The 22,566-nt window shown below is 62.7% G+C and carries 23 protein-coding genes; 12 read left to right on the top strand and 11 right to left on the bottom strand.

What is annotated here, in order from left to right; all coding sequences use genetic code 11:
- Positions 1 to 37: 37 nt before the first annotated feature.
- The 3 genes from Q0063_RS01390 to Q0063_RS01380 all read right to left on the bottom strand — a co-directional run bounded on the left by Q0063_RS01390 (position 38) and on the right by Q0063_RS01380 (position 2,319).
- A complete protein-coding gene (locus Q0063_RS01390; RefSeq protein WP_297870178.1) occupies positions 38 to 628 on the bottom strand; it encodes a nitroreductase family protein in 591 nt (196 codons plus the stop codon).
- Positions 629 to 632: 4 nt separating this feature from the next.
- Positions 633 to 1,139, bottom strand: a complete 507-nt coding sequence (locus tag Q0063_RS01385) for a hypothetical protein (protein ID WP_297870177.1) — start codon at positions 1,137 to 1,139, stop codon at positions 633 to 635.
- A gap of 103 nt (positions 1,140 to 1,242) precedes the next feature.
- Complete coding sequence (locus Q0063_RS01380; protein ID WP_297870176.1) at positions 1,243 to 2,319, bottom strand: branched-chain amino acid aminotransferase; 1,077 nt, start codon at positions 2,317 to 2,319, stop codon at positions 1,243 to 1,245.
- 237 nt (positions 2,320 to 2,556) lie between these two features.
- Here Q0063_RS01380 and Q0063_RS01375 point away from each other — a divergent pair, with 237 nt between their 5' ends.
- Entirely contained in the window at positions 2,557 to 3,012 is a 456-nt protein-coding gene (locus Q0063_RS01375) for a helix-turn-helix transcriptional regulator (RefSeq protein WP_297870175.1), read from the top strand.
- 54 nt (positions 3,013 to 3,066) lie between these two features.
- Here Q0063_RS01375 and Q0063_RS01370 read toward each other — a convergent pair whose 3' ends face one another.
- From Q0063_RS01370 to Q0063_RS01350, 5 genes are read right to left on the bottom strand one after another with little or no spacing between them, the layout of a single operon-like run.
- Positions 3,067 to 3,609, bottom strand: a complete 543-nt coding sequence (locus tag Q0063_RS01370) for a 2-oxoacid:acceptor oxidoreductase family protein (protein WP_297870174.1) — start codon at positions 3,607 to 3,609, stop codon at positions 3,067 to 3,069.
- 1 nt (position 3,610) lies between these two features.
- Positions 3,611 to 4,354 (bottom strand): thiamine pyrophosphate-dependent enzyme, encoded by a 744-nt coding sequence (locus Q0063_RS01365; RefSeq protein WP_297870173.1) that lies wholly within the window; start codon positions 4,352 to 4,354, stop codon positions 3,611 to 3,613.
- A gap of 1 nt (position 4,355) precedes the next feature.
- Positions 4,356 to 5,423, bottom strand: a complete 1,068-nt coding sequence (locus Q0063_RS01360) for a 3-methyl-2-oxobutanoate dehydrogenase subunit VorB (RefSeq protein WP_297870172.1) — start codon at positions 5,421 to 5,423, stop codon at positions 4,356 to 4,358.
- 15 nt (positions 5,424 to 5,438) lie between these two features.
- Positions 5,439 to 5,648 carry a 4Fe-4S dicluster domain-containing protein gene (locus Q0063_RS01355; protein WP_297870171.1) on the bottom strand — a complete coding sequence of 70 codons (210 nt, stop codon included), beginning with the start codon at positions 5,646 to 5,648 and terminating at the stop codon, positions 5,439 to 5,441.
- Positions 5,649 to 5,666: 18 nt separating this feature from the next.
- Positions 5,667 to 6,347, bottom strand: coding sequence for a hypothetical protein (locus tag Q0063_RS01350; protein ID WP_297870170.1), 681 nt, complete (start codon positions 6,345 to 6,347; stop codon positions 5,667 to 5,669).
- A 361-nt stretch (positions 6,348 to 6,708) separates the two neighbouring features.
- Here Q0063_RS01350 and Q0063_RS01345 point away from each other — a divergent pair, with 361 nt between their 5' ends.
- From Q0063_RS01345 to Q0063_RS01320, 6 genes are all read left to right on the top strand, one after another.
- Entirely contained in the window at positions 6,709 to 7,392 is a 684-nt protein-coding gene (locus Q0063_RS01345; RefSeq protein WP_297870169.1) for a FadR/GntR family transcriptional regulator, read from the top strand.
- A gap of 271 nt (positions 7,393 to 7,663) precedes the next feature.
- Complete coding sequence (locus tag Q0063_RS01340) at positions 7,664 to 8,179, top strand: hypothetical protein (protein WP_297870168.1); 516 nt, start codon at positions 7,664 to 7,666, stop codon at positions 8,177 to 8,179.
- Between the two features lie 56 nt (positions 8,180 to 8,235).
- Positions 8,236 to 9,972: a carbon starvation protein A gene (locus tag Q0063_RS01335; RefSeq protein WP_297870167.1), complete on the top strand. Its 1,737-nt coding sequence runs from the start codon at positions 8,236 to 8,238 to the stop codon at positions 9,970 to 9,972.
- Positions 9,973 to 10,250: 278 nt separating this feature from the next.
- Positions 10,251 to 11,060: an ankyrin repeat domain-containing protein gene (locus Q0063_RS01330; RefSeq protein ID WP_297870166.1), complete on the top strand. Its 810-nt coding sequence runs from the start codon at positions 10,251 to 10,253 to the stop codon at positions 11,058 to 11,060.
- Positions 11,061 to 11,721: 661 nt separating this feature from the next.
- Positions 11,722 to 12,534: a ParB/RepB/Spo0J family partition protein gene (locus Q0063_RS01325; protein WP_297870165.1), complete on the top strand. Its 813-nt coding sequence runs from the start codon at positions 11,722 to 11,724 to the stop codon at positions 12,532 to 12,534.
- Positions 12,535 to 12,774: 240 nt separating this feature from the next.
- Positions 12,775 to 14,631 carry a VanW family protein gene (locus Q0063_RS01320; RefSeq protein ID WP_297870164.1) on the top strand — a complete coding sequence of 619 codons (1,857 nt, stop codon included), beginning with the start codon at positions 12,775 to 12,777 and terminating at the stop codon, positions 14,629 to 14,631.
- 66 nt (positions 14,632 to 14,697) lie between these two features.
- Here the strand turns inward: Q0063_RS01320 and Q0063_RS01315 are convergent, their stop codons facing one another.
- The 3 genes from Q0063_RS01315 to Q0063_RS01305 are packed head-to-tail and all read right to left on the bottom strand — an operon-like array spanning position 14,698 to position 17,697.
- Positions 14,698 to 15,756 carry a hypothetical protein gene (locus Q0063_RS01315; protein WP_297870163.1) on the bottom strand — a complete coding sequence of 353 codons (1,059 nt, stop codon included), beginning with the start codon at positions 15,754 to 15,756 and terminating at the stop codon, positions 14,698 to 14,700.
- A gap of 15 nt (positions 15,757 to 15,771) precedes the next feature.
- Positions 15,772 to 16,776 carry an ATP-binding protein gene (locus Q0063_RS01310; protein ID WP_297870162.1) on the bottom strand — a complete coding sequence of 335 codons (1,005 nt, stop codon included), beginning with the start codon at positions 16,774 to 16,776 and terminating at the stop codon, positions 15,772 to 15,774.
- A 6-nt stretch (positions 16,777 to 16,782) separates the two neighbouring features.
- On the bottom strand, positions 16,783 to 17,697 hold the full coding sequence (locus Q0063_RS01305) for a DnaD domain-containing protein (RefSeq protein ID WP_297870161.1): 915 nt from the start codon (positions 17,695 to 17,697) through the stop codon (positions 16,783 to 16,785).
- 813 nt (positions 17,698 to 18,510) lie between these two features.
- Here Q0063_RS01305 and Q0063_RS01300 point away from each other — a divergent pair.
- From Q0063_RS01300 to Q0063_RS01280, 5 genes are read left to right on the top strand one after another with little or no spacing between them, the layout of a single operon-like run.
- Positions 18,511 to 18,843 carry a cell division protein ZapA gene (locus tag Q0063_RS01300; RefSeq protein ID WP_297870160.1) on the top strand — a complete coding sequence of 111 codons (333 nt, stop codon included), beginning with the start codon at positions 18,511 to 18,513 and terminating at the stop codon, positions 18,841 to 18,843.
- Positions 18,840 to 20,903 (top strand): U32 family peptidase, encoded by a 2,064-nt coding sequence (locus Q0063_RS01295; protein WP_297870159.1) that lies wholly within the window; start codon positions 18,840 to 18,842, stop codon positions 20,901 to 20,903. The genes Q0063_RS01300 and Q0063_RS01295 overlap by 4 nt, the downstream gene beginning before the upstream one ends.
- 50 nt (positions 20,904 to 20,953) lie before the next feature.
- A complete protein-coding gene (locus Q0063_RS01290; RefSeq protein ID WP_297870158.1) occupies positions 20,954 to 21,418 on the top strand; it encodes a hypothetical protein in 465 nt (154 codons plus the stop codon).
- A gap of 25 nt (positions 21,419 to 21,443) precedes the next feature.
- Positions 21,444 to 21,869: a dUTP diphosphatase gene (locus Q0063_RS01285; protein ID WP_297870157.1), complete on the top strand. Its 426-nt coding sequence runs from the start codon at positions 21,444 to 21,446 to the stop codon at positions 21,867 to 21,869.
- 17 nt (positions 21,870 to 21,886) lie between these two features.
- The gene (locus Q0063_RS01280) at positions 21,887 to 22,486 is read left to right on the top strand and encodes a nucleoside triphosphate pyrophosphatase (protein WP_297870156.1); all 600 of its coding nucleotides are present in this window, start codon (positions 21,887 to 21,889) and stop codon (positions 22,484 to 22,486) included.
- The last annotated feature ends 80 nt before the right edge of the window (positions 22,487 to 22,566 follow it).

Here is a 22,566-nt window from a genome sequence, read left to right as displayed (position 1 = left end):
ATGATTCTACCATACTTCCTCCGAAATGACAAGGCGCTTACGTCCGCCACTCCGTCACGGTCTCCACAGGCTTCCGGGGCCGGGGCGGCGGATTTTCGGCGGCATAGCCCACCGCCAGAGCCGCCAGCAGCCCGCCCTTTGCATTCAGCCACTCCGTCAGCTCCTGATATGCGAAAAAGACGTCGCAAATCCACAGGCTGCCCAGACCCAGCTCCGCCGCCGCCAGGGTCATATTCTCCAGCGCCGCGCCGGCGGACTGGATGTTGCACAGCTCAAAAATACGCTCCTCCGGCGTCAGCGGGGCGTAGAGGTCCAGTCCCAGGGGATTGAGGACGAAGATCACCGCCGGGGCCTGTTCCATGATCTCCCGGGTCCGTTCCGCCCCGGCCAGATGCTGCCGGCTGTCCGGCAGAAGCGGCGCGGTTTTCTCCCGCTCCAGTCCCGCCTTCATCACCGCCAGCATCTCCGCCTTCGCCTGCCCCGTGACCACCACGAAGCGCCAGGGCTGCCGGTTTTTGGAGGATGGGGCCAGGGTCCCCGCTCTCAGAATTTCCTCCAGCAGCTCCCGGGACACCGGCCTGTCCTCATATGCCCGGATGCTCCGCCTCTGCTCCATTGCCTCTATCATCTCTTCATCCTCCCGTTTTCTGCCGGACTGCATAGAAGAAAAAAACCGCCGCCAGCCCCAGCGCCGCCAGCAGGCACCACAGCAGGTCCCGTTTCAGATACTCGTCCCGGCGTGAGGGCGGAGCCAGGCAGAGAATCAGCACCTGAAGGACCAGAAACGCCGCCGTGTCCAGACAGGCCAGGCCGTTGAGGACCTCCATCAGCGCCGAACGGGGGGCGGCCTTCGGCAGGGAATTATAGGGATAGGCGATGATCCCCAGCAGGAGAAAAATTCCCAAAAACCACTTCCAGCTCCTCCGGCTGAACCCGCTCAGCCGGTCATAGAGGCGGCGGTTCCGCCACTGGCGGTCCCGCTCCGCCGCCTGGGCCCTCCGCCGCGCCTCCAGCAGCGCCGTCAGGGCCTCCCGCTCCGGCGGCAAAAGAGGGCGCTTTTTAATAAGGGTCCCGGCGGTGCCGAAGTCGCCCCGGAGAATCAGGCTCTCTATCTTTTCGTAATCCAGACCCTTCTTCACCCTGTTTCCTCCCTTTGGGTCCCGTTTCCTCCGCCCCCGCCGGACGGGGAAAGCGGGGGAATCCCGCCGGACTCCCCCGCTTTTTCTCATAAAACGCCGGTTCTCAGCCCTTGCACACAGGCACGGTCCAGCCCTTGGTGTCGGCAATCTTGCCCCACTGGATGCCGGTCATGGTGTCATAGAGCTTCTGGGTGATGGGCCCGATCTTTCCGTCGCTGATAAAGACCTTTTCGCCCTTCCAGTCCAGCTCCTTGACGGGGGAGACCACGGCGGCGGTGCCGGTGCCGAAGACCTCCTCCAGCCGGCCTTCCCGGCCGGCCTTCATCACATCGGCAATGTCCAGAGGTCCCTCCACGACCTCATAGCCCCAGTCCTTCAGCAACTCGATGCAGCTGCGGCGGGTGACGCCGGGGAGCACGGTGCCGGTGCAGGCCGCCGTGTAGATTTTCCCGTCAATCTTGAACATGATGTTCATGCTGCCGACTTCCTCGACGTATTTCTTCTCAACGCCGTCCAGCCATAGCACCTGAGCAAAGCCCTTCTGCTCCGCCAGCTCGCCGGCCTTGATGGACGCGGCGTAGTTGCCGCCGCACTTGGTGAAGCCCGTCAGGCCCGGGGCGGCCCGGATGTACTCGTCTTCCACGTAGATGCGGACGGGGTTGATGCCCTCGGCGTAATAAGCTCCGGAGGGGGCGCAGATGATGGCGAACAGATAGTGCTTGCTGGCGTGAACGCCCAGTCCCACGTCGGTGGCGAAGACGAAGGGCCGGATGTACAGGGAAGCGCCGTCAATATGAGGCACCCAGTCCTTTTCCAGCGCCACCAGCGCCTTCACGGCCTGGACAAAATCATCCACGGGAATGGTGGGAATGCACATCCGGTCGGAGGAGTCCTGCATCCGCTGGCCGTTGCACTCCGGGCGGAAGAGCTGGATGTCGTTGCCGGCGGTGCGGTAGGCCTTCATGCCCTCAAACAGCTCCTGGGCATAGTGGAACACCACCGTGGCGGGGTCCATGGGGAAGGGACCATAGGGGACAATGCGGGGGTCGTGCCAGCCCTGGCCCTCTGTGTAGTCCATCAGGAACATATGGTCCGTAAAAATCTTGCCGAAGCCCAGCTTTGTTTCGTCGGCGGGTTTCGCCTTGGGGGCGCTGGTCCTGGTGATTTTGATATCCAACATGATGAATCTCTCCTCTTCCATAAATATCTATAGGCGTCTCCGCCCCGCCGGGCAGGGCAGGGAACCGCCCGGTTTTTTGCTTTAAATGATTATATGCCCCCGTCCCGGCAAAGTCAATGTTTTTCTCCGCCGGGGGAATTGCCGGGAAAACGGGCGGAATTGCAAGGTCTTTTTGGTGGTGCTTCCGCCCCGGGTATGTTATGCTGTCAGCAGAACTGAACGAAGGAGGCATGTCCCATGAATTTAGGCGAAAGTCTGTTTAACGCCAGGAAGAGCAGGGGGCTGACCCAGGAGGAGGCCGCCGGGAAGCTGGGCGTCAGCCGGCAGACCGTTTCCAAGTGGGAGATGGGGGAAACCCTGCCGGATATCCGGCAGGCAAAGCGTCTGGCGGTGCTGTACGGCGTTTCCCTGGACGAGCTGATTGACTTCGACGTCAGCGTGCGGGAGATTCAGGACGTCATCGACCGGACCACGGAGGAGGTCTCCGCCAAAATCGACTGGACCAAGGCGTGGAGCCGGCAGTATCCCATTCTCGGGCGCTACCGGGACGAGGTGGACGTCTCCCGGTATGAGACGCCCCTGCTCCGCCTGCTGGACGAGCTGGAAGCGGACTGCCGTTACAGCGCGCTGGACGCCTTCCTGGTCCTCAAGGACATTCTGGGCGGGCTCTGGAATCAGAAGAACAGCCGGTGAAAGCAGGCAGGGGAGGGCCGCGGAAGTCCCTCCCCTGTCTGTTTACTTTGCGTCTCAGGCGGGCTTCCCGCACTCCATGCCTCTGCGCAGAGCCTCCAGATTCAGGGGGACCAGCTTGGCCTTCTTGCCGGTGAACATCTCGGCAATCATGGTCTCGATGGTCTCCTGCTTCAGCGCTCCGGTGGCAGCCACGTAGGCCCCCAGCATGACCATGTTGGCAACCTTGGCGTTGCCCAGCTCCGCAGCGATCTCGTCACAGGGGACGTAAACCGCCTGGACGTCCTCCCGGCGCACCTTGTCCGGAATGATGCTGCTGTTGACAAACACCGTGCCCCCGGGGGCGGCGGAGGACTCAAACTTCGCCAGGGCCGCCCGGTTCATGGCGATGACTTCGCTGGGCCGCTCCACCAACGGCGCACCGATCCGCTCGTCGCTGATGATGACCGTGCAGTTGGCGGTGCCGCCCCGCATCTCCGGGCCGTAGGAGGGGACCCAGGACGCTTCCAGATCTTCCGCCACGGCGGCTTCCACCAGGTTCTTCCCGATGGACATGACGCCCTGACCGCCGAAGCCGGAGAGAATCACTTCCTTTTTCATCTTATTTCGCCTCCGTATCCTTGATGACGCCTAGGGGATAGTAAGCGGCCATGTTCTCCATCAGCCAGCGGTTGGACTCGTCAATCTCCATGCCCCAGTTGGTGGGGCAGGCCGCCAGCACCTCGATGAAGGTGAACCCATCCCCGGCCATCTGCCTTTCAAAGGCCTTTTTCAGAGCCTTTTTGGTCTTGTTCAGGTGGGGAATATCTGTGACGCAGACCCGCTCGGCGTAGACGCAGCCCTCCAGCGTGGCCAGCATCTCGGCCACCCGGATGGGCATGCCCGCCTGTTCCCTAGTTCGGCCCAGGGGGGCGGTGGTGGCCCTCTGTCCGATGAGGGTGGTGGGGGCCATCTGGCCGCCGGTCATGCCGTAAATGGCGTTGTTGATAAAGATGGTGGTGAATTTCTCCCCCCGCATGGCGGCGTGGACAATCTCCGCCGCGCCGATGGAGGCCAGGTCTCCGTCGCCCTGGTAGGTGAAAACGGGCTGGTCCGGATGGGTCCGCTTCACGGCGGTGGCTACGGCAGGAGCCCGGCCATGGGCGGCCTCGATGGTGTCGAAGGAGAAATAATTGCCCGCGAAGACAGCGCAGCCCACCGGGCAGATGCCGATGGCGGTGTCCAGAGCGTTCATCTCCTCCAGCACCTCGCCAATCAGCTTATGTACAATGCCGTGGGCGCAGCCGGGGCAGTAGTGGAGTTCCGTATCCTGGAGACCCTTGGTTTTCTGATAAATCGTCGTCATATCATTTGACCTCCTTCCAGGCTTCCAGAGCCGCCTGCTCCACCTCGGACACATGGGGGATGGCGCCGCCGCAGCGGCCGTAGAACTTCACGGGCTTCCGCTCGGCAACGGCCAGGTTCACGTCGTCCAGCATCTGGCCCAGGCTCATCTCCACCGTCAGGAAGGTCTTCACCCGCTCCAATCCGGCAATCTCCCGCAGGCGCGCGTAGGGATAGGGCCACAGGGTAACGGGGCGGAACACGCCGGCCTTCACGCCCTGTCTGCGCAGATTCTCCGCCGCCGTCTGGGCCACCCGGGAGGGGGTGCCGTAGGCCACGATGACCAGCTCGGCGTCGTCCAGCATGATTTCCTCCCAGCGGCACTCGTTCCGCTCCATCTCGGCGGTCTTTTTCGCCAGCTCCAGGTTATGGGCCTCGCAGGCGGGGGCGTCAATCAGCAGGGAGGTGACGAAATTGCTGTGGTCCCGGCCCCTCCGGCCGGAGGCGGCCCAGGTCTTTTCAGGCAGCTCCCTGGGGGTGCGCTCCTTCCAGACAATGGGCTCCATCATCTGTCCGATGAGGCCGTCCGCCAGCAGAATCACGGGGTTGCGGTACTGGTCGGCAATATCAAAGGCCTCCTGCGTCAGGTCCACGGCCTCCTGAATATTGGCGGGGGCCAGAACCACCGTGCGGTAATCGCCGTTGCCGCCGCCCCGGGTGGCCTGGAAGTAATCCCCCTGGGCGGGCTGGATGGACCCCAGGCCGGGGCCGCCCCGCATGACGTTCACCACCACGGCGGGCAGCTGGCAGGCGGCCATATAGCTGATGCCCTCCTGCTTCAGGCTGACGCCGGGAGAGGAGGAGGAGGTCATGGCCCGGACGCCGGAGGCCGCCGCGCCGTAGACCATGTTGACGGCGGCCAGCTCGGATTCGGCCTGGACAAACACGCCGCCGCTCTGGGGCATATGGAGGGACATGTACTCGGGAATCTCATTCTGCGGGGTGATGGGATAGCCGAAGAAGCAGCGGCAGCCAGCCCGGATAGCGGCCTCGGCAATGGCCTCGCTGCCCTTCCAGATTTCTCTTTTCATGGGACGCGGCTCCTTTCAGTCTTTTTGGATGGTGATGATGGAATCGGGGCACATCTTCGCACAGCTGGCACAGCCGATGCAGGCGGCTTCGTCCGTGCAGGTCACAGGGTGGTAGCCCTTCACGTTGGTGCCGCCGTCCAGGGCCAGAATATGCTTGGGGCAGACGCTAACGCAGAGTCCGCAGCCCTTGCAGCGGTCCTGGCGGAAGGTGAGATGGATCGCCATGGTGTACTGTCTCCTTTCTTATTCCCAGGGTTTTTTCATGCGGATGGCAATGGCAAACACAGGTTCTTTCAAACCAGCAAGCTCCGGGACGAAACGCGCCTCCGCCACATGGCAGAGGAGGGGAATCCCCGTCTCCCTGGAGACGGCCCCGCCCAGCTCCGCCCCGGCGCGGATCTCCTCCGGGGTGGTCTCCCCGCAGAGGTGGGTATTGTTCACAAGACCGGTGCAGGTCAGGCCGGTCATCGCCTCAATGCCCCGGAGACAGGCAATGGTCTGCTCCGCCGTCCGGACCTCGGGGCGGTTGGCGTTCAGAACGTACAGCAGCTGATAGTCCTCTTTCAGCAGCCTGGGTCGGAACCGGGCCAGCACCCGGGCCCCGGAGGGGTCGCCCCCCACGTCCAGCACGCCCCGGACGCTCCGGTCCTCCAGCACGGTGTGAAGCTCCGCCGGAAGGGCGGGCACATCCGCATCGGCCAGGGCCCGGGGCGTGGCCACCAGCCGGACCCCCGCCTCCTCCAGCAGGTCCCGGCGCTCCCGGCTCCGGAAATAGGGGTTCACAATGTCCAGGTCCGCCAGCATCACCCGTTCCCCTCCGGCGGCCAGCGCCAGGGCCAGGTTCACGGCGAATTCCGTCTTTCCCGTTCCATAGTGGCCGGTGACTACGGTCACCCGGTGGGAACAGCACTCCGCGGCAGTCAAGTCAGACGCCTCCTTTTCCTCCGGCTCCCCTTCGCGTCCCCCGGAACAGGGGCGCTCCGCAAATCCCACAGGGCCCGAAAAAATATGTTGTCTTATTTCATCTTTTGTTGTATGATGTCATTGTACACTGCGGAACATATGATGTCAAGGGCTTCTTGTCTTTTTCTCAAGATGAGTATATGATACAGTCAGCACAGTTAAAAACCGGCACATACCGGCTTTCAAGCGGCGGCCGGAATGCCGTCCGGATTTTCCTGTGTGCTGACTGAGGATTCCGCCGCAGGGCCGGTTTGCGGCCTGTGCGGTGATGACAGGGGCCGCCGCGGCTCTGCCCGGCCCCGCCGGAGGATGGAGGAGCATCATGATGGAGAACAGACGCGCAAAGCTGTCGGAGCAGACCTCCGACCGCCTGTATGAATGGATTGTGGAGGAAAAGCGCTATCCCCCTGGCAGCAAGCTGCCCAACGAAAACGAGCTCAGCGAGGCCCTGTCCGTCAGCCGCACCACCCTGCGGGAGGCCATTTCCTTCCTGGTGGCCCAGGGCGTGCTGGAAATCCGCCGGGGGAAGGGCACCTTTGTGTCGGAGGACCTGCCCGACCCGGGGATGGACCTCTCCGCCCTGGCGGGCATCCGTTCCCGGGTCCGGGCCAAGGACCTTTTTGAAATGCGGTTGATTTTCGAGCCCGCCACCGTGGCCCTGGCCTGCCAGCGGGCCAGCGACGAGGAGCTGGAGCAGATTCTGAACAAGGCCCGCCGGGTGGAGCAGGCCGCCGCCCAGGGAGGCGACTGGCCCCTGGCGGACCAGGAATTCCACTGGGCCATCATCCGGGCCTCTCACAACGAGTATATGCGCCGCCTCTATCCCATCATCAACGGAGCTGTAGACGAAATCATGCAGATTGCCCAAAACCGCCAGCACATGCAGGACATCGCCCTCAGCGACAATCTCATGATTCTGGACTTCCTGCTCCAGCGGGACGAGGCCGGCGCCCGCCACGCCATGAGCATCCATATCAAGCACCTGATTAACACCCTGCGTGATTGAACTTTCTGTAAGGCCGCTGAAATTTTTGCTTTTTTGCACAAATTTCAGCGGCATTTTTCGTTTATATCGTCAACTACTTCTGCGTCAACCCCCGGTTTTCTTTGCCGAATCTCACAAAACAGCGGGTTTATTCACAAATTGTACACAAATTTCCTCAGACCCTCTTAACAAACCCGCTGTGAAGGTGTATAATGCAGACGCATCCAAAAGCCTGCGGCGGCGCGCCCCGAAGCGGGGAACGCCCTTCTGCCGGGGCAGAAAGGCGGACCCTATGGAGGAGCTCACCCCTCAGTCATGTCTGGAAACCCTGCTGAACGCCTATTCCCACCAATACGATATCACCCGCGGCGTAACGGCGGAGGGGGGCAGCTTCCCCGCCATGGCCCATTTCTTCCTGCGGGATGAGCATTACCTTGTCCGGCGGGATAAGCAGTTTTACGCCACCGAGCAGCACGATTATACCTACTTTTATACCGCGGACCGCCTGGACGCCGGGGAGGCCCGGGCCCTGGCGGACCTGACTCTGAAAACGGGCCTGTCCCAAATCAAGCCCCACAAGGAGCATATGAGCTCCTACGTGACCCTGGTCATTCTGGCGGGGACCATTGACCCGGAGGCGAAGAAGCTGCTGAAGCGGACCCGCTTCCACAAGAATTTCAGGCTGTCGCTCCATGGCTGGATGGAGTATCACATAGCCGCAATGGAATGTTCCACAAGAACGTTCTTCTCCAATCCAGCCGGGAGGGGAGCCCGCAAAACCCTGGAGGCGAATTTCGCCCCCAAATGAACCTGGAGGCGGTCCGCCTCCGAAACCAAGACTCATAAAAGAGGGAGAGTGTTTTCATGAACGGATTGGTACTTCTGATTATCAGCGTCGCTGTGCTGGTCTGCGGCTATATCTTCTATGGCCGCTGGCTGTGCAAGCAGTGGGGCGTCGGTGAGCTTGACAAGCCCACCCCGGCCCACACCCTGGAGGACGGCATTGACTATGTCCCCGCCAAGGCCCCCATTCTGATGGGACATCACTTCTCGTCCATCGCCGGCGCGGGCCCCATCACCGGCCCCATCGGCGCCGCCGGCTTCGGCTGGCTGGCCTGCACCCTGTGGATTCTCGTGGGCGGCATTTTCTTCGGCGGCGTCCATGACTTCGGCGCCCTGTTCGCCTCTGTCCGCCACGACGGCAAATCCATCGGTGAGATTATTTCCACCAACATGAGCAAGCGGGCCAAGATGCTGTTCCTGATCTTCGCCTACCTGACTCTGATCCTGGTGGTGGCGGCCTTCGCCTCCATCGTGGCCGGCACCTTCGGCGCCACCTTCACCGAGGCCGGCGCCGTGGACCTGGCGGCCTCTCAGGCCAACGCCCGGGTGGCTATGGTCTCCCTGCTGTTCATCCTGATCGCCATTGTCTTCGGCTTCCTGGTGTACCGCCGGAACGCCCCCATGAGCGTGGCCAGCGTCATCGGTGTCATTGCCATTGTGGCGATCATCGCCATCGGCATGAACTTCCACCCCATTTACCTGAGCAAGGACGCCTGGATGTGGATCTGCGGCGCTTACATCGCCGTGGCCTCCGTCACCCCCGTGTGGATTCTCCTCCAGCCCCGTGACTATCTTTCCAGCTTCCTGCTGTACGCCATGCTGGCTCTGGCCGTGGTGGGCGTGGTGCTGGCCCGGCCCGACATGGGCAGCATGGCCACCGTCAACACCTTTGTTGTGACCAACCCCGACACCGGCGCAGGCAACCCCATTTTCCCCGTGCTGTTCACCACCATCGCCTGCGGCGCAATCTCCGGCTTCCACTCCCTGGTCTCCTCCGGCACCACCTCCAAGCAGCTGGATAAGGAGTCCGACGCGAAGCCCATCGCCTACGGCGGCATGCTTCTGGAGTGCGTCCTGGCGATTCTGACCCTGTGCGCCGTGGCTTATGCCTACAGCTGGAACGCCGCCAACCCCGACGCCACCCTCAGCGGCGCCACCGCCATCTTCGGCGGCGGCCTGGCCCACATGATTGACGACTCCATCCCCGGCACCTACAATATCCTGTACACCCTGCTGGTGCTGACCTACTCCGCCTTCTGCCTGACCTCCCTGGACACCGCCACCCGTCTGGCCCGGTTCATGTTCCAGGAATTCTGGCTGGACTCCAGCAAGGGCGAGACCCCGGAGAACGTCACCGGCTACAAGAAAATTCTCTCCAACATGTATGTCTCCACCGCCATCACCGTGGTGCTGGGCGTGGTGCTGGGCCTGAACGGCTATGAGAAGATCTGGGCTCTGTTCGGCTCCGCCAACCAGCTGCTGGCGGGCCTGGGCCTGCTGGCCGTGGCTACCTGGCTGGGCAACATCGGCAAGAACAACAAGATGTTCCTGATTCCCATGGGATTCATGATCTTCGTCACCATCTGCTCTCTGCTGATCAACACCAAAAACCAGATGGCTCTGATCTCCGCCGGCGGCGCGGACTGGGGCCCCTATGTCCAGGCCATTCTGGGCGTGCTGCTGGTGGTCCTGGCCGTCATCCTGGCCATCGAGGGCGTCGCCACCATTGCCCATCCCAAGCAGAACCAGAAGGCGTAATCCGCAAAAGCCGGTTTTCCGGTCTTCCGCAGACATCCCATAGAGAAGGCCCGGCGCGAAGCTCGCGCCGGGCCTTCTCTTATCAGATACCCCGGAGATCGGGGACGCCGGGCCGTCAATCCCGCCATGTCCATCTCGTCAGAGTGGCACAGGCCGGAAGAGCGGCGGGCCAAACGGCTTCCATCATATCCACATCAGGGCTTAAAAATGAACGTAGACTGTCCCCTGCGGCAGTGGTATACTTTTCCCACAGCCATTCAGCAAAAGGAGGACCTGCCATGAAAAAGCTGTTTACCATGATTCGCCGGGGCAATCTGGAGGAGGTCGCGGCCATTCTGGACAGAAAACCCGACCTGATCTCCTGCCTTGCCAAAGCCCCGCCCAAGAAGGACGACGGCCAATCCCCCCTGATGGTAGCCATCAAGAGCGACAACCTGGAGGTAGCCCACCTGCTCCTGGACCGGGGGGCGGACGTGAACTTTGCCGACGCCGTCAACCCCTATGGCAGCAATTTCGGCGCTCCTATATGGTACGACGCCATTGGCCAGTGCTTTATGCGGGCGGGGCATACGGTGGGCCCCGGCCCGGAGCGCAGTAAGGGCTACTTCCTGCTTCTCCGCCGCCTGCTGGACATGGGCATGGACCCCAACCAGCAGACCTCCCACGGTCTTACCGCCTGGCAGCACGCCCTGGAGGAGTACGACCAGTTTGCCCGCAAGTCCTATCCCAGCTACTACGTGGAGGAGAGCAAGCAGGGGAACCGCCAGCTGCGGGAGATGCTCAAGGCGGTGCTGGACGAGCTTCTGAAACACGGGGCGGACATCCACGATTTCAGACCGCCCAACAAGGACGGTCTGCCCAGCAGTTCGGTGATCCTGCGGAATATGGAGGAGGGCCGGGAGCTGCTGGACGGCCTGTATGGCCTGGACCCGGATTCCAGCGCCTTCAAGCCCTACACTATGAAGTACCGGGGAAAGGAACGGCTCGTCACGCCCTACTACACCGTGGAGGACTACCGCCAGCAGTACGAGATCAAATGGCGGGAGCTGGAACCGGTGCTTCGGGCCTACTATAGTCACCGCAGTTGAAAAGAAGCATCCGCTTCTTTTCAACAAGCGCGGCGATGATTCGCCGCGCAGGCCGCAAAACGGCCTTGCGGTGGACTTCATAGCCGGCACAGGGGGCCTTACCCGTCAGCGGCTCCGCCGCTGCTTGAAAATCGGTATCTGCCGATTTTCAACTGTGCCGGCTATATAAAAAGACGCCCTGAGTTCCCAATTTTGGGGGGATTTCATCCTTTGGGTGCAGGGTCCCATTCGGAGGGTTTATGCGGGGGCCTCCGCGCCGCCCTTTTGTCTCCCTTTGTAGGGGCCGCCCCCTTGGGCGGCCCGATGTGAGGCCCTTGTACCAGCGGGCCGCCGAGGGCGGCGGCCCCTATATCATGGTCCTGTTATAAAATGCGTGAATGGACATGCCCGGAAGCAGAGGCCTGTCCAAAGCGAAGATTTTATGTAGGGGCCGGGCTCTGTCCCGGCCCGGTTCCCGAAAGCATAGAGGAAAAACGGGCGGGCACAGAGGCCCGCCCCTACAGGTGTTACCGTAGGGGTCAGGCTTCAATCCTGCCCCTTCTTTCTGAATAAAATGCGTAAACGGACACGCCCTGTCCCCTATTTCCGGCCTCCGACAGATTTCCTATGGATTTTCGCCAACCATCCTGTAAAATAGGACAAATTGGAAGGAGGCGGTCCCATGGGGGCACAGGAAGAAAAGCGGGTGCTGCGGCTGGATGTGTCGTCCATCCGCCCCAATCCCCGTCAGCCCCGGCGCATGTTCGACGAGGCGGGCCTGCGGGAGCTGGCGGCGTCCATCCGCCGCCACGGCATCCTCCAGCCCCTGACGGTCCGCCGTCAGACAGGCGGCTGGGAGCTGGTGGCGGGAGAAAGGCGGCTGCGGGCCGCCCGGCTGGCGGGACTGGATACGGTTCCCTGCATCGAGGCGGAGGTGGACGAACGGGAATCCGCCCTGCTGGCGCTGGTGGAAAATTTACAGCGGCAGGACCTCCATTATTTTGAGGAGGCCGCCGCCATTGCCGACTACCTCCGCCGCTCCGGAGCCACCCAGGAGGAAGCAGCGGCCCAGCTGGGCCGGTCCCCCTCCGCCGTAGCCAACAAGCTGCGGCTTCTGCGGCTCTCTCCCGCCTGTCAGGCCCTGCTGCTGGAAACGGGCCTGACCGAGCGCCATGCCCGGGCCCTTCTGCGGCTGGAGGACAACGAGGAACGTCTTGCCGCCGCCCGGCACGCCGCCCGGCACCATCTCAATGTGGCCCAGACGGAGCAGTACATCGAGCGCCGCTTGGCGGAGCTCCAGTCCACCCCCTCCAGCCGGCGGCGGACCTACATCATCAAGGACGTTCGCCTGTTCCTCAACTCCGTGGACCGGGGCCTCCGCATCATGCAGGAAGCGGGGGTCTGCGCCTCCTGCCGCCGGGAGGACACGGAGGAGGACATTCTGCTGACCATCCGCATTCCCCGCCGGGGCGCTTCCGCGCCGGAAAAAACATAGGCGGAGCCCTGCGCGTCCCCGGTGCTCTATTGCAAAATTCCCTCCCCTTACCCGCTTTCCCCCGCGAAGGAGCCGGCGGCTTCCGTTGACGCCGCCGGCCGGCGCGGAAACAAAAAAACCTTGTTACTGGATTGTAACCGATTTTTTGACGAAACTGTGCTAGAATATAGTTTCAGGACCGCGGCCCCTTGTGTGTGGCGGCCGCGCCGAGAACCAAACGGCAGCAGGAGGGACTTCTTCGTGACAACCAATGAAGTCAAAGCATCCAACGCAGGCGGGACGCGCCTGCGGAAGGGCGGCGGCGGAAGCGCCGTGTTTGCAGCCCTGGGACTGACGGCGGCCATTCTGGCCGGGGCTTACGGCGGCGTCAGCGCCTATGCCCATACCCTGGATACATTTTATCCCCATCATACCATCAACGACGTGGACGTAGGGGGCCTTACGGTGGACGAGGCCGGCGCGGTTCTGGCGGAGCAGCTCCCCCGGCAGCAGCTGGAAATCACCGTGAGCCGCCCGGTGGACAGCGCCTGGCCCGAGGGGGCGGACGCCCCTGTCTCCGTCACCCTGGAGGAACTGGGCTACACCGCGGAGCGCTGCCCCGACATCGCCCGGCGGTGCTATGACCAGCAGCGCCAGGGCAGCGTCCTGGGGGCGGGACTGCGCTTTCTCAGCGCCGCCACCTCCATTTCTCAGGACCGGCTGACTCTGGAGGACCGGGACGAGGCCGTTTTCAGTGAGACGGCAGAGCGTCTGGAAAAGGAACTGAGTATGGAGCCCCTGGACGGCTCCTATGAGGTGGACGGCGCTTCTCTCACCATCACCAAGGCCGCCGACGGCCGGGACGTGAAGGCGGAGGACATCCGGGAGGCTCTGGAGCAGAAAATCCAGCTGGCCCGCCCTCTGCTCGAGGGTTCGGCCCTGGTGAACTGCGCCCGGCGGAACGCCAAGGCCATCACCGCCCAGGCCGTTCATGACGCGGTTTCCGGCGAGGTAAAAAACGCCGGCTATGACGCCGCCACCGGGACCATCATCCCCGAGCAGGTGGGTGCGGATTTCAACGTGTCCGCCGCCCAGAAGGCTCTGAACAACGCCGCCCCCGGGGAAACCATCACGGTTCAGGCGGACATTCAATACCCCTCCGTCACAGCGGAGGTTCTGAAGGACGTGCTGTTCCGGGATCTTCTGGGAGAGTGCACCACCCACGTCGGCGGCAGCGCCGCCCGGATCAGCAACGTTCGCCTGGCCTCCTCCGCCTTTAACGGGACGGTGATGAACAGCGGCGACGTCTTTTCCTATAACGAAACCGTGGGCCAGCGGACGGCGGCCAAGGGCTACAAGCCCGCTCCCGCCTATGTGCAGGGGGAGACGGTGGACGAAATCGGCGGCGGCGTCTGCCAGCCCTCTTCCACCCTGTATTATGCCTGTCTCCTGTCCAACATGGAAATTACCGAGCGCTATGCCCACCGCTATATTCCCGCCTACATCACCCGGGGCATGGACGCCACGGTCTCCTGGGGCGGACCGGACTACAAGTTTACCAACAATACGGATTATCCCATTAAAATTGTAGCCACCTACTCCAAGAACTACCTCACCGTCCAGCTCTGGGGAACCAAGACCAGTGACACCACCGTGAAGATGACCTATGAAACCCTGTCCACCACGCCCTTTGAGGAGGTGGAGCAGGTGGATCCCACCCTGGCCCCCGGCGCACGGACGGTGAAGGTCACCCCCTACACCGGCTATAAGGTCCGGACCTACCGGAACGTCTACGCCGGAGACGGCACCCTGATTTCCAGCAAATTTGAAGCCACCAGCGATTATAAGTCCCGGAACCGGGTGGTCCTGGTGGGACCCGAGGCGGAGGAGACCGGAGGCGGCGCCGTCATCCCCGGCACGCCTGCCGACACGACGCCGGTCACACCCCCGACGCCCGCCAATCCCTCCGTCACCACGCCCACGGAGCCCCCGGTTACGGAGCCGGGCACCGAGGTAACCGGCCCGGCGGAGATTCCCGCCACGCCCCCGGCGGAGCCGGAGCCGCCGGTTGAGGAACCCTCTGTGCCGGTGATTGTGGTGCCGGAGGGCGGGGAATAATCCCCTTTCAACCCCTTCAAAAGCAGGGACCTGCGCCTTTTAAGACGCAGGTCCCTGTTTTGTCCTCTATTTCTTTCTGCCCTTGCTGTCTTCAAAGCCCGCCAGCCTGGAAAAAGCCCGGTGCGCCTTTTTCACAAAGTCCTCCGGCAGATCTCTCTGTTCACAGCGCCAGCACAGGGGCACATCGTCAAAGGGCAGAAAATAGGGAAAGCGGTATAAATATACCTCTCTGGCGGTTCGTTCCTCGTCCCGGTAGTCCGGGGATTTGTTGAAGGCGTCAAACCGGAGCGCCGCCCCGCAGCCCCGCACCTCGTCCACCACATGAAAGGAGAGCACATAATAGCCGTTATTTTCGTTCCCCTTCCGCAGGCGCTGGCCGGCGGCGGAGGCCATCACATGCTTCTGTTTCAGAAGAGCGCCCGAAAATATGGAAAAGTCCAGGTCCTCACGTTCTCCCTTCTCCTCCCACGGCTCCGCCCTGTGCTCCAGACGCTCCAAAAGCTCCTGACAGTGCCTGCACAGCCTTTTTCGCCTGTGGGCCGTTGTCAAAAAGGCTTTGTCATCAAATCCCATGAACAGATACATGAAATCCAGCCATTCAAAGTGCCGACAGGCGTCATAGCCCCGGTCAAAAAGCCGGTCATACTCCCTGCCCTCCAGCAGCGCCAGAGCCGTATCCCTGTCCGCCTCCACCGCCTCCGCCACGGCGTCGGGGCATATCGTCAGCGTGCTGATATCATGGCGGTTCTCCAAAAACGCCGCCATCACATCTCCCGGCGTCCAGCCCAGCGTCCTCAAGAGCCGGACGCTCTCCGTCTGCGGAATGTTCAAAAACTGTTCCCGGGAGCACACAAACCGGAGCAGGGCGGAATACCGGCCTTTCGGCGTCTGGATATGGGGATAGATGGAATCCCAGTAAGCCCTCACACTGGGGCTGACGTCATACAGCGCGTCCCAGGCATGGACCCGCTGGTCATAGGCAAAGCTGTACTGCTCCCCCGCCCGCATCTCCTGTTTCTGCTTTTTGTAATGCCCTTTCAGCTGCCATTCAATTTGAGAAACACGTTCGGAAACGTCCTCGCCCCGGCAGATTGCCCCGCATATCTCCTCTGATTTCAGATACATCCTGTTCCCCCGCTTTCATCCGCGCCGTTCCCGCAGCTTTTTCAGCTTCCGGATGTCCTCGCCAAAGAAGGGCAGGACCTGATACTCCCCTTCCAGCCGGGAGGCTATCTGAGGGGAATACCGCCGGGCAATCTCCGGAATTTTCAGGTTGGTGCTGACAATCGTGGCGCGCTTTTCCAGCAATCGGGTGTTGAGGACGGTGTACAGGGCGCTGGAGACAAAGGGAGTCGCCGTCTCCGTGCCCAGGTCGTCCAGAATCAGCAGATCGCACTCCAGCACCCGCCGGACGTCGGCCTCCACCGCCTCCCCCCTGTCCCGGCCAAACTTCCGGTCCTCAAACCGCTCGAAAATGCGGCCGGCAGTATCGTAGACCACGGACCAGCCATCCCCGCTGACCTCCCGGGCAATGGCGGCGGAGAGGAAGGTCTTCCCCAGGCCGGGGTCTCCTGTCAGCAGCAGGCTGCCGCTGCCGGGGCCGAAGCCGGCGGCATAGCGGCGGCAGGCCCGGCCCACCCAGTCCATATTCTCCCGGGGGGAGATGCCCAGCTCCGGGTTTTCCTCCTGGTCGTACCACTCCAGGGAAAAGGTCTCGAAGCTCTGGCTTCCCAGGTCCAGCATCCGGCTCAGCTCCTTCTGCTGCTCCCGGGCGCAGTAGCGCTTCAGACAGCGGCACATCACGCCGCCCCGGTAGCCCGTGTCGCCGCAGAGGGGGCAGGCGGGAACCTCCTCCAGGCAGTCCGCCGGCAGGCCCATCCGCTCCAGCAGCGCGGTCCGCTCCGCCTGGAGCCCCAGATTCTCCCGCCGCAGGGACTCCACCGCCGGGCGGGGGTTCTGCCCCTTCCGCAGGGCCTGGGCAATCAGACGGCCCATGGTGCTGTGGAGCTCCGCGTCAATCTCCCGCAGGCGGGGCTGGCGGCGGTAAATGTGTTCCCTCCGGTCCTGAAAGCGCTCCTGCCGCTGCCGCCGGTCCTCCTCAAAATGCCGGAGCGCCCGGCGCAGTATCTTTCCATCGTAGGCCATCTGGTGTTACACCCCTTCGTCCCGGCGCTGTATGTACTCCCGCATCCAGCCCATATCGCGGCCGGCGGAGGCCGTCTGCTGCCGCACGGCGGGCCGGTCCCGCTCCTCAATCTCGCTCAGCGTATGAAGCCCGGCTTCGTGCCAGCGCTTCAGGATGCCGTTGCAGTAGGGCCACTTCAGTTCGTGGCACTTCAGCACCGTCTTGTCATAGGCCAGGGCCACCGCCTCCGGCGGGAAGCCCATCTCCTGCCAGGCGTTCAGATATCGCTCCTCAGACGCCGCCGGGAGCCTGTCCCCCAGACCCAGGACCCGCATATACTGGGGCAGCATCCCCTGCCGCTCCGCGTATTTCCGGAGATATTCCGACGCCGCCGCCTGATTGTCAATTCCCTGGCGGGCCCAGGCATAGCCCTCCTTCTCAATCTGGCGGAGGGTGGGCCGCCGGCCCTCTCCGTAGCGCCGGGCCACCCGCTCGGCGCAGTGGCACACCAGAAGATAAATCACGTCGGCAGGCAGACCCAGGTAGTCATAGAGTCCCAGCAGGGCGCCGGTCTCCGGAGTGGTCAGCTTCTTCCCCAGCCGCCGTTCCACCTCGGCGGTGAGTCCGGCGAATTCCGCCTCCTGGGTCAGCCGCTGGATAATATCGGCGCTCTGATACTCCGGTTTCTGCTCGGCGGGCTCCAGAACCGCCTCCGGGGCCACCAGGCCCAGCTCCCGCAGGGTGTTTTCCGCCGCCTCAATCCGGGGCCTGTCCCAGCGGAGCTCCCCCGCCAGGGACCGGGGCGGCACGGTCCCATGCCGCCGCAGAAGGGCCAGGTACAGCAGCGCCGCGTCCCCGTCCCCCCGGTCCAGAAGACGCCCCAGCGCCTGAGCGGTAAGGGTGACGCTCTCATTGGCCGTGTGAACCAGAATATTCGCCATAGGCCCTCCCTTTCTGTAATTTATGTCTCAAATTCTACAATTCGTACTTAATTTTTCCTTGGATTGCGTGCGTCTATTCTACACGAATTTTTTAGAAAGGGCAAGAGGCGATTCCCGGCGGGGAGTGTCCGTTCCCGCATTTTATAGCAGAACCATGATATAGGGGCCGCTGCCCCCGGCGGCCCGCCAATACAGGGGGCTCACATCGGGCCGCCCAAGGGGGCAGCCTTCTGCGGGTGCTGTGCCCCGTCTTTTAGAGCCTGTTTAAAATCCATCGAAACGCCGTCTCTGGGCATCTTTTTCCGCCGATGCTGCGTTGGTTTGACTTGAAATCCGCCAGGATTCCTGCGTCAAACCGCCTTGCCCGACAATTGGATAGCCGTTGGCGGCTCTGCCGCCTTACGGATATCACATGCCCATTGGGTAAAAAATCTGCCCCAATCCGGCACTCCGCCGGATTTTAAACAGGCTCTTAGGGCTCCGGCACTCCCGGGGAAATGGCCTGGTCTGGGGACCAGGCCCCACAGGGTGTTCTGCCGATCGTTCTTCCGGGCTCTCCACGCTTTCGGGAGACGGGCCGGGACAGCCCCTGCCGCGAAAATCTCCCAATGGGACGCTCCCATTCCGGCGGGAACGGGGCTCCGGCGGTCCTTTGGGCGGGACAAACCCCCTGCCGGAGCTCAAATGAAGCCTAAAAATGTAAATTTTCTCAAAACCCACAAATTTTTCTGGCACTGCCCTGACGGGTGTGTTATACTGTCCACAGTTATCATAGGCGGGTTGCGCCCGCCGGGGTCAAAGGAGGGGTTTTTCATGGCAAACCGTGTGGTCGTCACAATCTGCGGAGAGGAATATACCTTTGTAGCCGAAGAATCCGCCGCCTATATGCAGAAGGTGGGCTCTTATGTAAGTGAGAAAATGGACGAGGTCCTGAACAGCACCCGGGTGGGCCGGGCCGACGCCGCTGTCCTGACTGCCGTCAATATTGCCGACGAGCTCTTTAAGGCCCAGGTTTCCGCCGAACAGCTGCGGGGCCAGATCAAAGGCTATCTGGATGAGGCCGGCAAGGCGCAGAGCCAGGTCAGCGAGCTGAAGCGGGAAATCCTCCGCCTTCAGCAGCGGCTGGACAGCCGGAAATCCTCATGAAGCCGGAGCTGCTGGCCCCCGCCGGCTCCCCCGAGGCCCTTCGGGCTGCGGTGGACCAGGGCGCCGGGGCGGTCTATCTGGGCTGGGGCGCCTTCAACGCCCGCCGGGGCGCCGCCAACTTCAGCGAGGAGGAATTCGCCGGAGCCCTGGCGGACTGCCACGCCCAGGGGACTCGAGTATTTCTGACGCTGAACATCCTGCTCAGCGACCGGGAGCTGCCCCAGGCCCTGGAAACCGCCCGCGCCGCCGCCCGGCTGGGCGTGGACGCGGTGCTGGTGCAGGACTGGGGGCTTTTTGACCTGCTGCGCCGGACTCTGCCGGACCTGCCCCTCCATGCCAGCACCCAGATGAGCATTTTCACCGCCGGAGGAGCCAATGAGCTGGCCGCCGACGGCTGTGAGCGGATTGTACTGGCCCGGGAGTGCTCCAAAGAGGACGTCGCCGCCATATGCGCAGGCTGTCCGGCGGAGATTGAGGTCTTTGTCCACGGGGCCCTGTGCATGTGCTACTCCGGCCAGTGCGCCATGAGCGCCCTGGTGGGGGGCCGCTCCGGAAACCGGGGCCGCTGCGCCCAGCCCTGCCGCCTGCCCTACGGCGTCAACCAGCCGGCAGGCAGCAAGCGTCCCCTGAGCCTAAAGGATTCCTGCATGGCGGACCATCTCCAGGAGCTGGCCGGTCTGGGTGTGGCCTGCCTGAAAATTGAGGGGCGAATGCGCCGCCCCGGCTATGTGGCCGCCGTAACGGATATTTACCGCCGTCTTCTGGACGAGGAGCGGGGCCCCAGCCTGGAGGAGCGGGAGATTTTGGAACGGGCCTTTTCCCGCTCCGGCTTTACAGACGCCTATTGGCACGGGAAAAAGGGCCCCCAGATGCTGGGCTTTCGCCCTGAGAACGCCGCCGGGGCTCCGGCATACAGCCCGCCCCGGCAGACCGCCGGCCGCATCCCCGTCCGCTTCACCTGCCGGGTGGTGGCGGGGAGCCCCTGCCTGCTGACGGCGTCGGACGAGGCGGAACACAGCGTCACCGTCGCCGGTGCCGTGCCGGAGCCCGCCCGGACCCGCTCCCTGACGGAGGAGGACCTGGCCGCCCGGCTGGCCAAGACCGGCGGCACTCCCTACCGTCTCATGGGAACGGAAATTTCTCTGGACCCGGGCCTCTCCCTCTCCGCCGGGGCAGTCAACGCCCTGCGACGGGACGGCCTGACGGCTCTCACCGCCGCGCGGACCGCTCCGCCCCCAAGGCGGGAGCTGCCTGTGCCGCCTCTGCCGGACAGGGACCACGCATCGGATGCCCCCACGCTCACCGTCTCCGTCACCAATGCCGCCCAGCTCACCGGCGGGCTGCTGGACCTGGGGCCCAGCCGGGTCTGCGTCCCTCTGGAGCTGCTGGCGGACTGGTCCGCCCTGCCGGCGGGAGACACGGAGTGGTGCGCCATTCTCCCCCGGGTCTGGCGGGACCGGGACGAACCCATGCTCCGGCGCTGGCTGGACACGGCCCGCGCCTTAGGCGTCACCCGCCTTCTTCTGGGGAATTTGGGCCACCTCTCCCTGATTCGGGACGGGGGATGGGAGCGCTTTGACGCCGACTATGGTCTCAACGTCTTCAACAGCCGTTCTCTGGACTATCTCCGGGGCAAGGGCTTTGCCTCCGCCTGTCTCTCCTTTGAGCTGCGCTTTGCCCAGATTCGGGACATGCGGAAAATTCTGCCCGCCGAGGCCATTGTCTATGGCCGCCTGCCTCTGATGATTACGGAAAACTGCCTGATTCAAAACAGCGTGGGCTGCCGTTGCGACCGGCCCAATTTCCTCAACGACCGCACCGGGGCCTCCTTCCCTCTCCTTCCCGCCTTCGGCCACCGGACGGAAATCCAGAACAGCCGGACCCTCTGGCTGGCGGACCTGCCGGACTGGAGGCGGCTGGGGCTCCGCTGTGCCCGCCTCCGCTTCACCACGGAGACCCCGGAGGAATGCGTCCGGGTGTTCCGGGCCTATTTGGGTCAGGGGGACGTCACCCCGCCGGAGGGCTTCACCCGGGGGCTGTATCAGCGGGGCGTGGAGTGATTGTAAATCGTAGTTTTTGAATCGAAAAATACAAAAAGGAGATGCCAGTCATGAGCTTTGCCGATAATCTGCGTGGGATGGCCGCTCAAAAAAGACAAGCCGACCAGTCTGCCGAAGCTGCCCGTCTTGCTCAAATTGAAAAAAGCTGGCCCCTTGTCACAGAATATTTTTATAAAAACATTAAATGCTGGTGCGTCATACATGCAAAGAATGGAGATACCGGCCTCAGTTATTCCTTTTCTAAGTTTATTCGCCAATTTCACGATGACTTATCTTCGTTTGATACTTATAATCGCTTTGTCGAGGAAACTGATTGGAAGCTAACATGGGAAAACTTCCTTCTTCTTCAAAACTTTAATAAAGTCTATCACGGGCTTCTCCCCGAACGGTATGCAGAGGATTGCGTCCATCAAATTACCGTACTTATTCAGGTAGAGGGGCTGCATGTAAGAGCTTGGACGGTTGGGGTGAAGGATAGCTACTATTTTGATGTAGGCCTTGATATCTCGTGGTAAAATCAACCCTGTCAGGAGAATACAAATGGAAATCAAAGTCAAATATTTTACAGATGGTATCGAAGAACTGGCCTGCGTCCCCGGCTCCGACTGGGTAGATCTGCGCTGTGCCGAGGAAACCGTTCTGAAGGCCGGGGAATACCGGCTCATCCCTCTGGGCATTGCCGTGGCCCTGCCGGAGGGATACGAGGCCCACGTGGTGCCCCGGAGCTCCACCTTCCGGAACTACGGCATTTTACAGACCAATTCCATGGGCGTGGTGGACGGCTCCTACTGCGGAGACGGGGACCAATGGCGGTGGCCGGTCTACGCCACCCGGGACACGGTCATTCCCAAAAACACCCGTATTTGTCAGTTCCGCGTTGTGGAGAACCAGCCGCCCCTGACCTTCCTCCGCGTGGAGCGGCTGGAGAATCCGGACCGGGGGGGCTTCGGCTCCACCGGACGCTGAAAAGGAGGCTTTTGAATATGCCTCAGATTGTTTTGGCCTCCGGCTCCCCCCGCCGGCGGGAGCTGCTGGAGCGCATCGGCGTCACGGATTTCATTGTCCGGGTGCCTGACGTGGAGGAATCCGTCCCCGAGGGGCTGACCCCGGAGAAAACGGTGGCCTGTATCTCCCGGGAAAAGGCGGAGGCCGCCGCCCGGCTCTGCGGGCCGGAGGATATCATTATCACCGCCGACACCATGGTATTCCTGGAGCACCGCCGTCTGGGCAAGCCCCACAGCGAGGCGGAGGCTCTGGAGATGCTGACGGCCCTCCAGGGACGGCGGCATACCGTCTGCACCGGCGTCACGGTGCGGCAGGGAGACCGTTCCATCACCGAGTCGGAGACCACCGGCGTCTATTTCCGTCCCGCCTCTCAGGGGGAGCTGCTGGCCTACATCGCCACCGGCGAGCCCATGGATAAGGCCGGGGCCTACGGCGTCCAGAGCAAGGGGGCCCTGCTGGTGGAGCGGCTGGACGGGGACTTTTTCAACGTCATGGGTCTGCCGGTGCTCCGTCTCAGCCGGATGCTCCAGCGCTTCGGCGTCTGTTTGCTGGCGCCCCCTCCAGACGCGCCCTCCTGACAGAGGGATTCCTGATTCCTAATCCCCTGATTCCTAATCCCCTGATTCCTAATCCCCTGATTCCTAATCCCCTGATTCCT

Origin of the sequence: uncultured Oscillibacter sp. (assembly GCF_947654275.1) — a bacterium.
Classification (GTDB): Bacteria; Bacillota; Clostridia; order Oscillospirales; family Oscillospiraceae; genus Oscillibacter.
Note: the sequence above shows the minus strand (reverse complement) of the source record. Positions and strands in the feature narration are given on the sequence as shown.

Bases quoted from the DNA above. Each gene is read 5' to 3' on its own strand.
- Q0063_RS01390 (WP_297870178.1), bottom strand. From the start codon at position 628: ATGATAGAGGCAATGGAGCAGAGGCGGAGCATCCGGGCATATGAGGAC.
- Q0063_RS01380 (WP_297870176.1), bottom strand. From the start codon at position 2,319: ATGTTGGATATCAAAATCACCAGGACCAGCGCCCCCAAGGCGAAACCC.
- Q0063_RS01375 (WP_297870175.1), top strand. From the start codon at position 2,557: ATGAATTTAGGCGAAAGTCTGTTTAACGCCAGGAAGAGCAGGGGGCTG.
- Q0063_RS01370 (WP_297870174.1), bottom strand. From the start codon at position 3,609: ATGAAAAAGGAAGTGATTCTCTCCGGCTTCGGCGGTCAGGGCGTCATG.
- Q0063_RS01365 (WP_297870173.1), bottom strand. From the start codon at position 4,354: ATGACGACGATTTATCAGAAAACCAAGGGTCTCCAGGATACGGAACTC.
- Q0063_RS01360 (WP_297870172.1), bottom strand. From the start codon at position 5,423: ATGAAAAGAGAAATCTGGAAGGGCAGCGAGGCCATTGCCGAGGCCGCT.
- Q0063_RS01355 (WP_297870171.1), bottom strand. From the start codon at position 5,648: ATGGCGATCCATCTCACCTTCCGCCAGGACCGCTGCAAGGGCTGCGGA.
- Q0063_RS01345 (WP_297870169.1), top strand. From the start codon at position 6,709: ATGATGGAGAACAGACGCGCAAAGCTGTCGGAGCAGACCTCCGACCGC.
- Q0063_RS01340 (WP_297870168.1), top strand. From the start codon at position 7,664: ATGGAGGAGCTCACCCCTCAGTCATGTCTGGAAACCCTGCTGAACGCC.
- Q0063_RS01335 (WP_297870167.1), top strand. From the start codon at position 8,236: ATGAACGGATTGGTACTTCTGATTATCAGCGTCGCTGTGCTGGTCTGC.
- Q0063_RS01330 (WP_297870166.1), top strand. From the start codon at position 10,251: ATGAAAAAGCTGTTTACCATGATTCGCCGGGGCAATCTGGAGGAGGTC.
- Q0063_RS01325 (WP_297870165.1), top strand. From the start codon at position 11,722: ATGGGGGCACAGGAAGAAAAGCGGGTGCTGCGGCTGGATGTGTCGTCC.
- Q0063_RS01315 (WP_297870163.1), bottom strand. From the start codon at position 15,756: ATGTATCTGAAATCAGAGGAGATATGCGGGGCAATCTGCCGGGGCGAG.
- Q0063_RS01310 (WP_297870162.1), bottom strand. From the start codon at position 16,776: ATGGCCTACGATGGAAAGATACTGCGCCGGGCGCTCCGGCATTTTGAG.
- Q0063_RS01305 (WP_297870161.1), bottom strand. From the start codon at position 17,697: ATGGCGAATATTCTGGTTCACACGGCCAATGAGAGCGTCACCCTTACC.
- Q0063_RS01300 (WP_297870160.1), top strand. From the start codon at position 18,511: ATGGCAAACCGTGTGGTCGTCACAATCTGCGGAGAGGAATATACCTTT.
- Q0063_RS01295 (WP_297870159.1), top strand. From the start codon at position 18,840: ATGAAGCCGGAGCTGCTGGCCCCCGCCGGCTCCCCCGAGGCCCTTCGG.
- Q0063_RS01290 (WP_297870158.1), top strand. From the start codon at position 20,954: ATGAGCTTTGCCGATAATCTGCGTGGGATGGCCGCTCAAAAAAGACAA.
- Q0063_RS01285 (WP_297870157.1), top strand. From the start codon at position 21,444: ATGGAAATCAAAGTCAAATATTTTACAGATGGTATCGAAGAACTGGCC.
- Q0063_RS01280 (WP_297870156.1), top strand. From the start codon at position 21,887: ATGCCTCAGATTGTTTTGGCCTCCGGCTCCCCCCGCCGGCGGGAGCTG.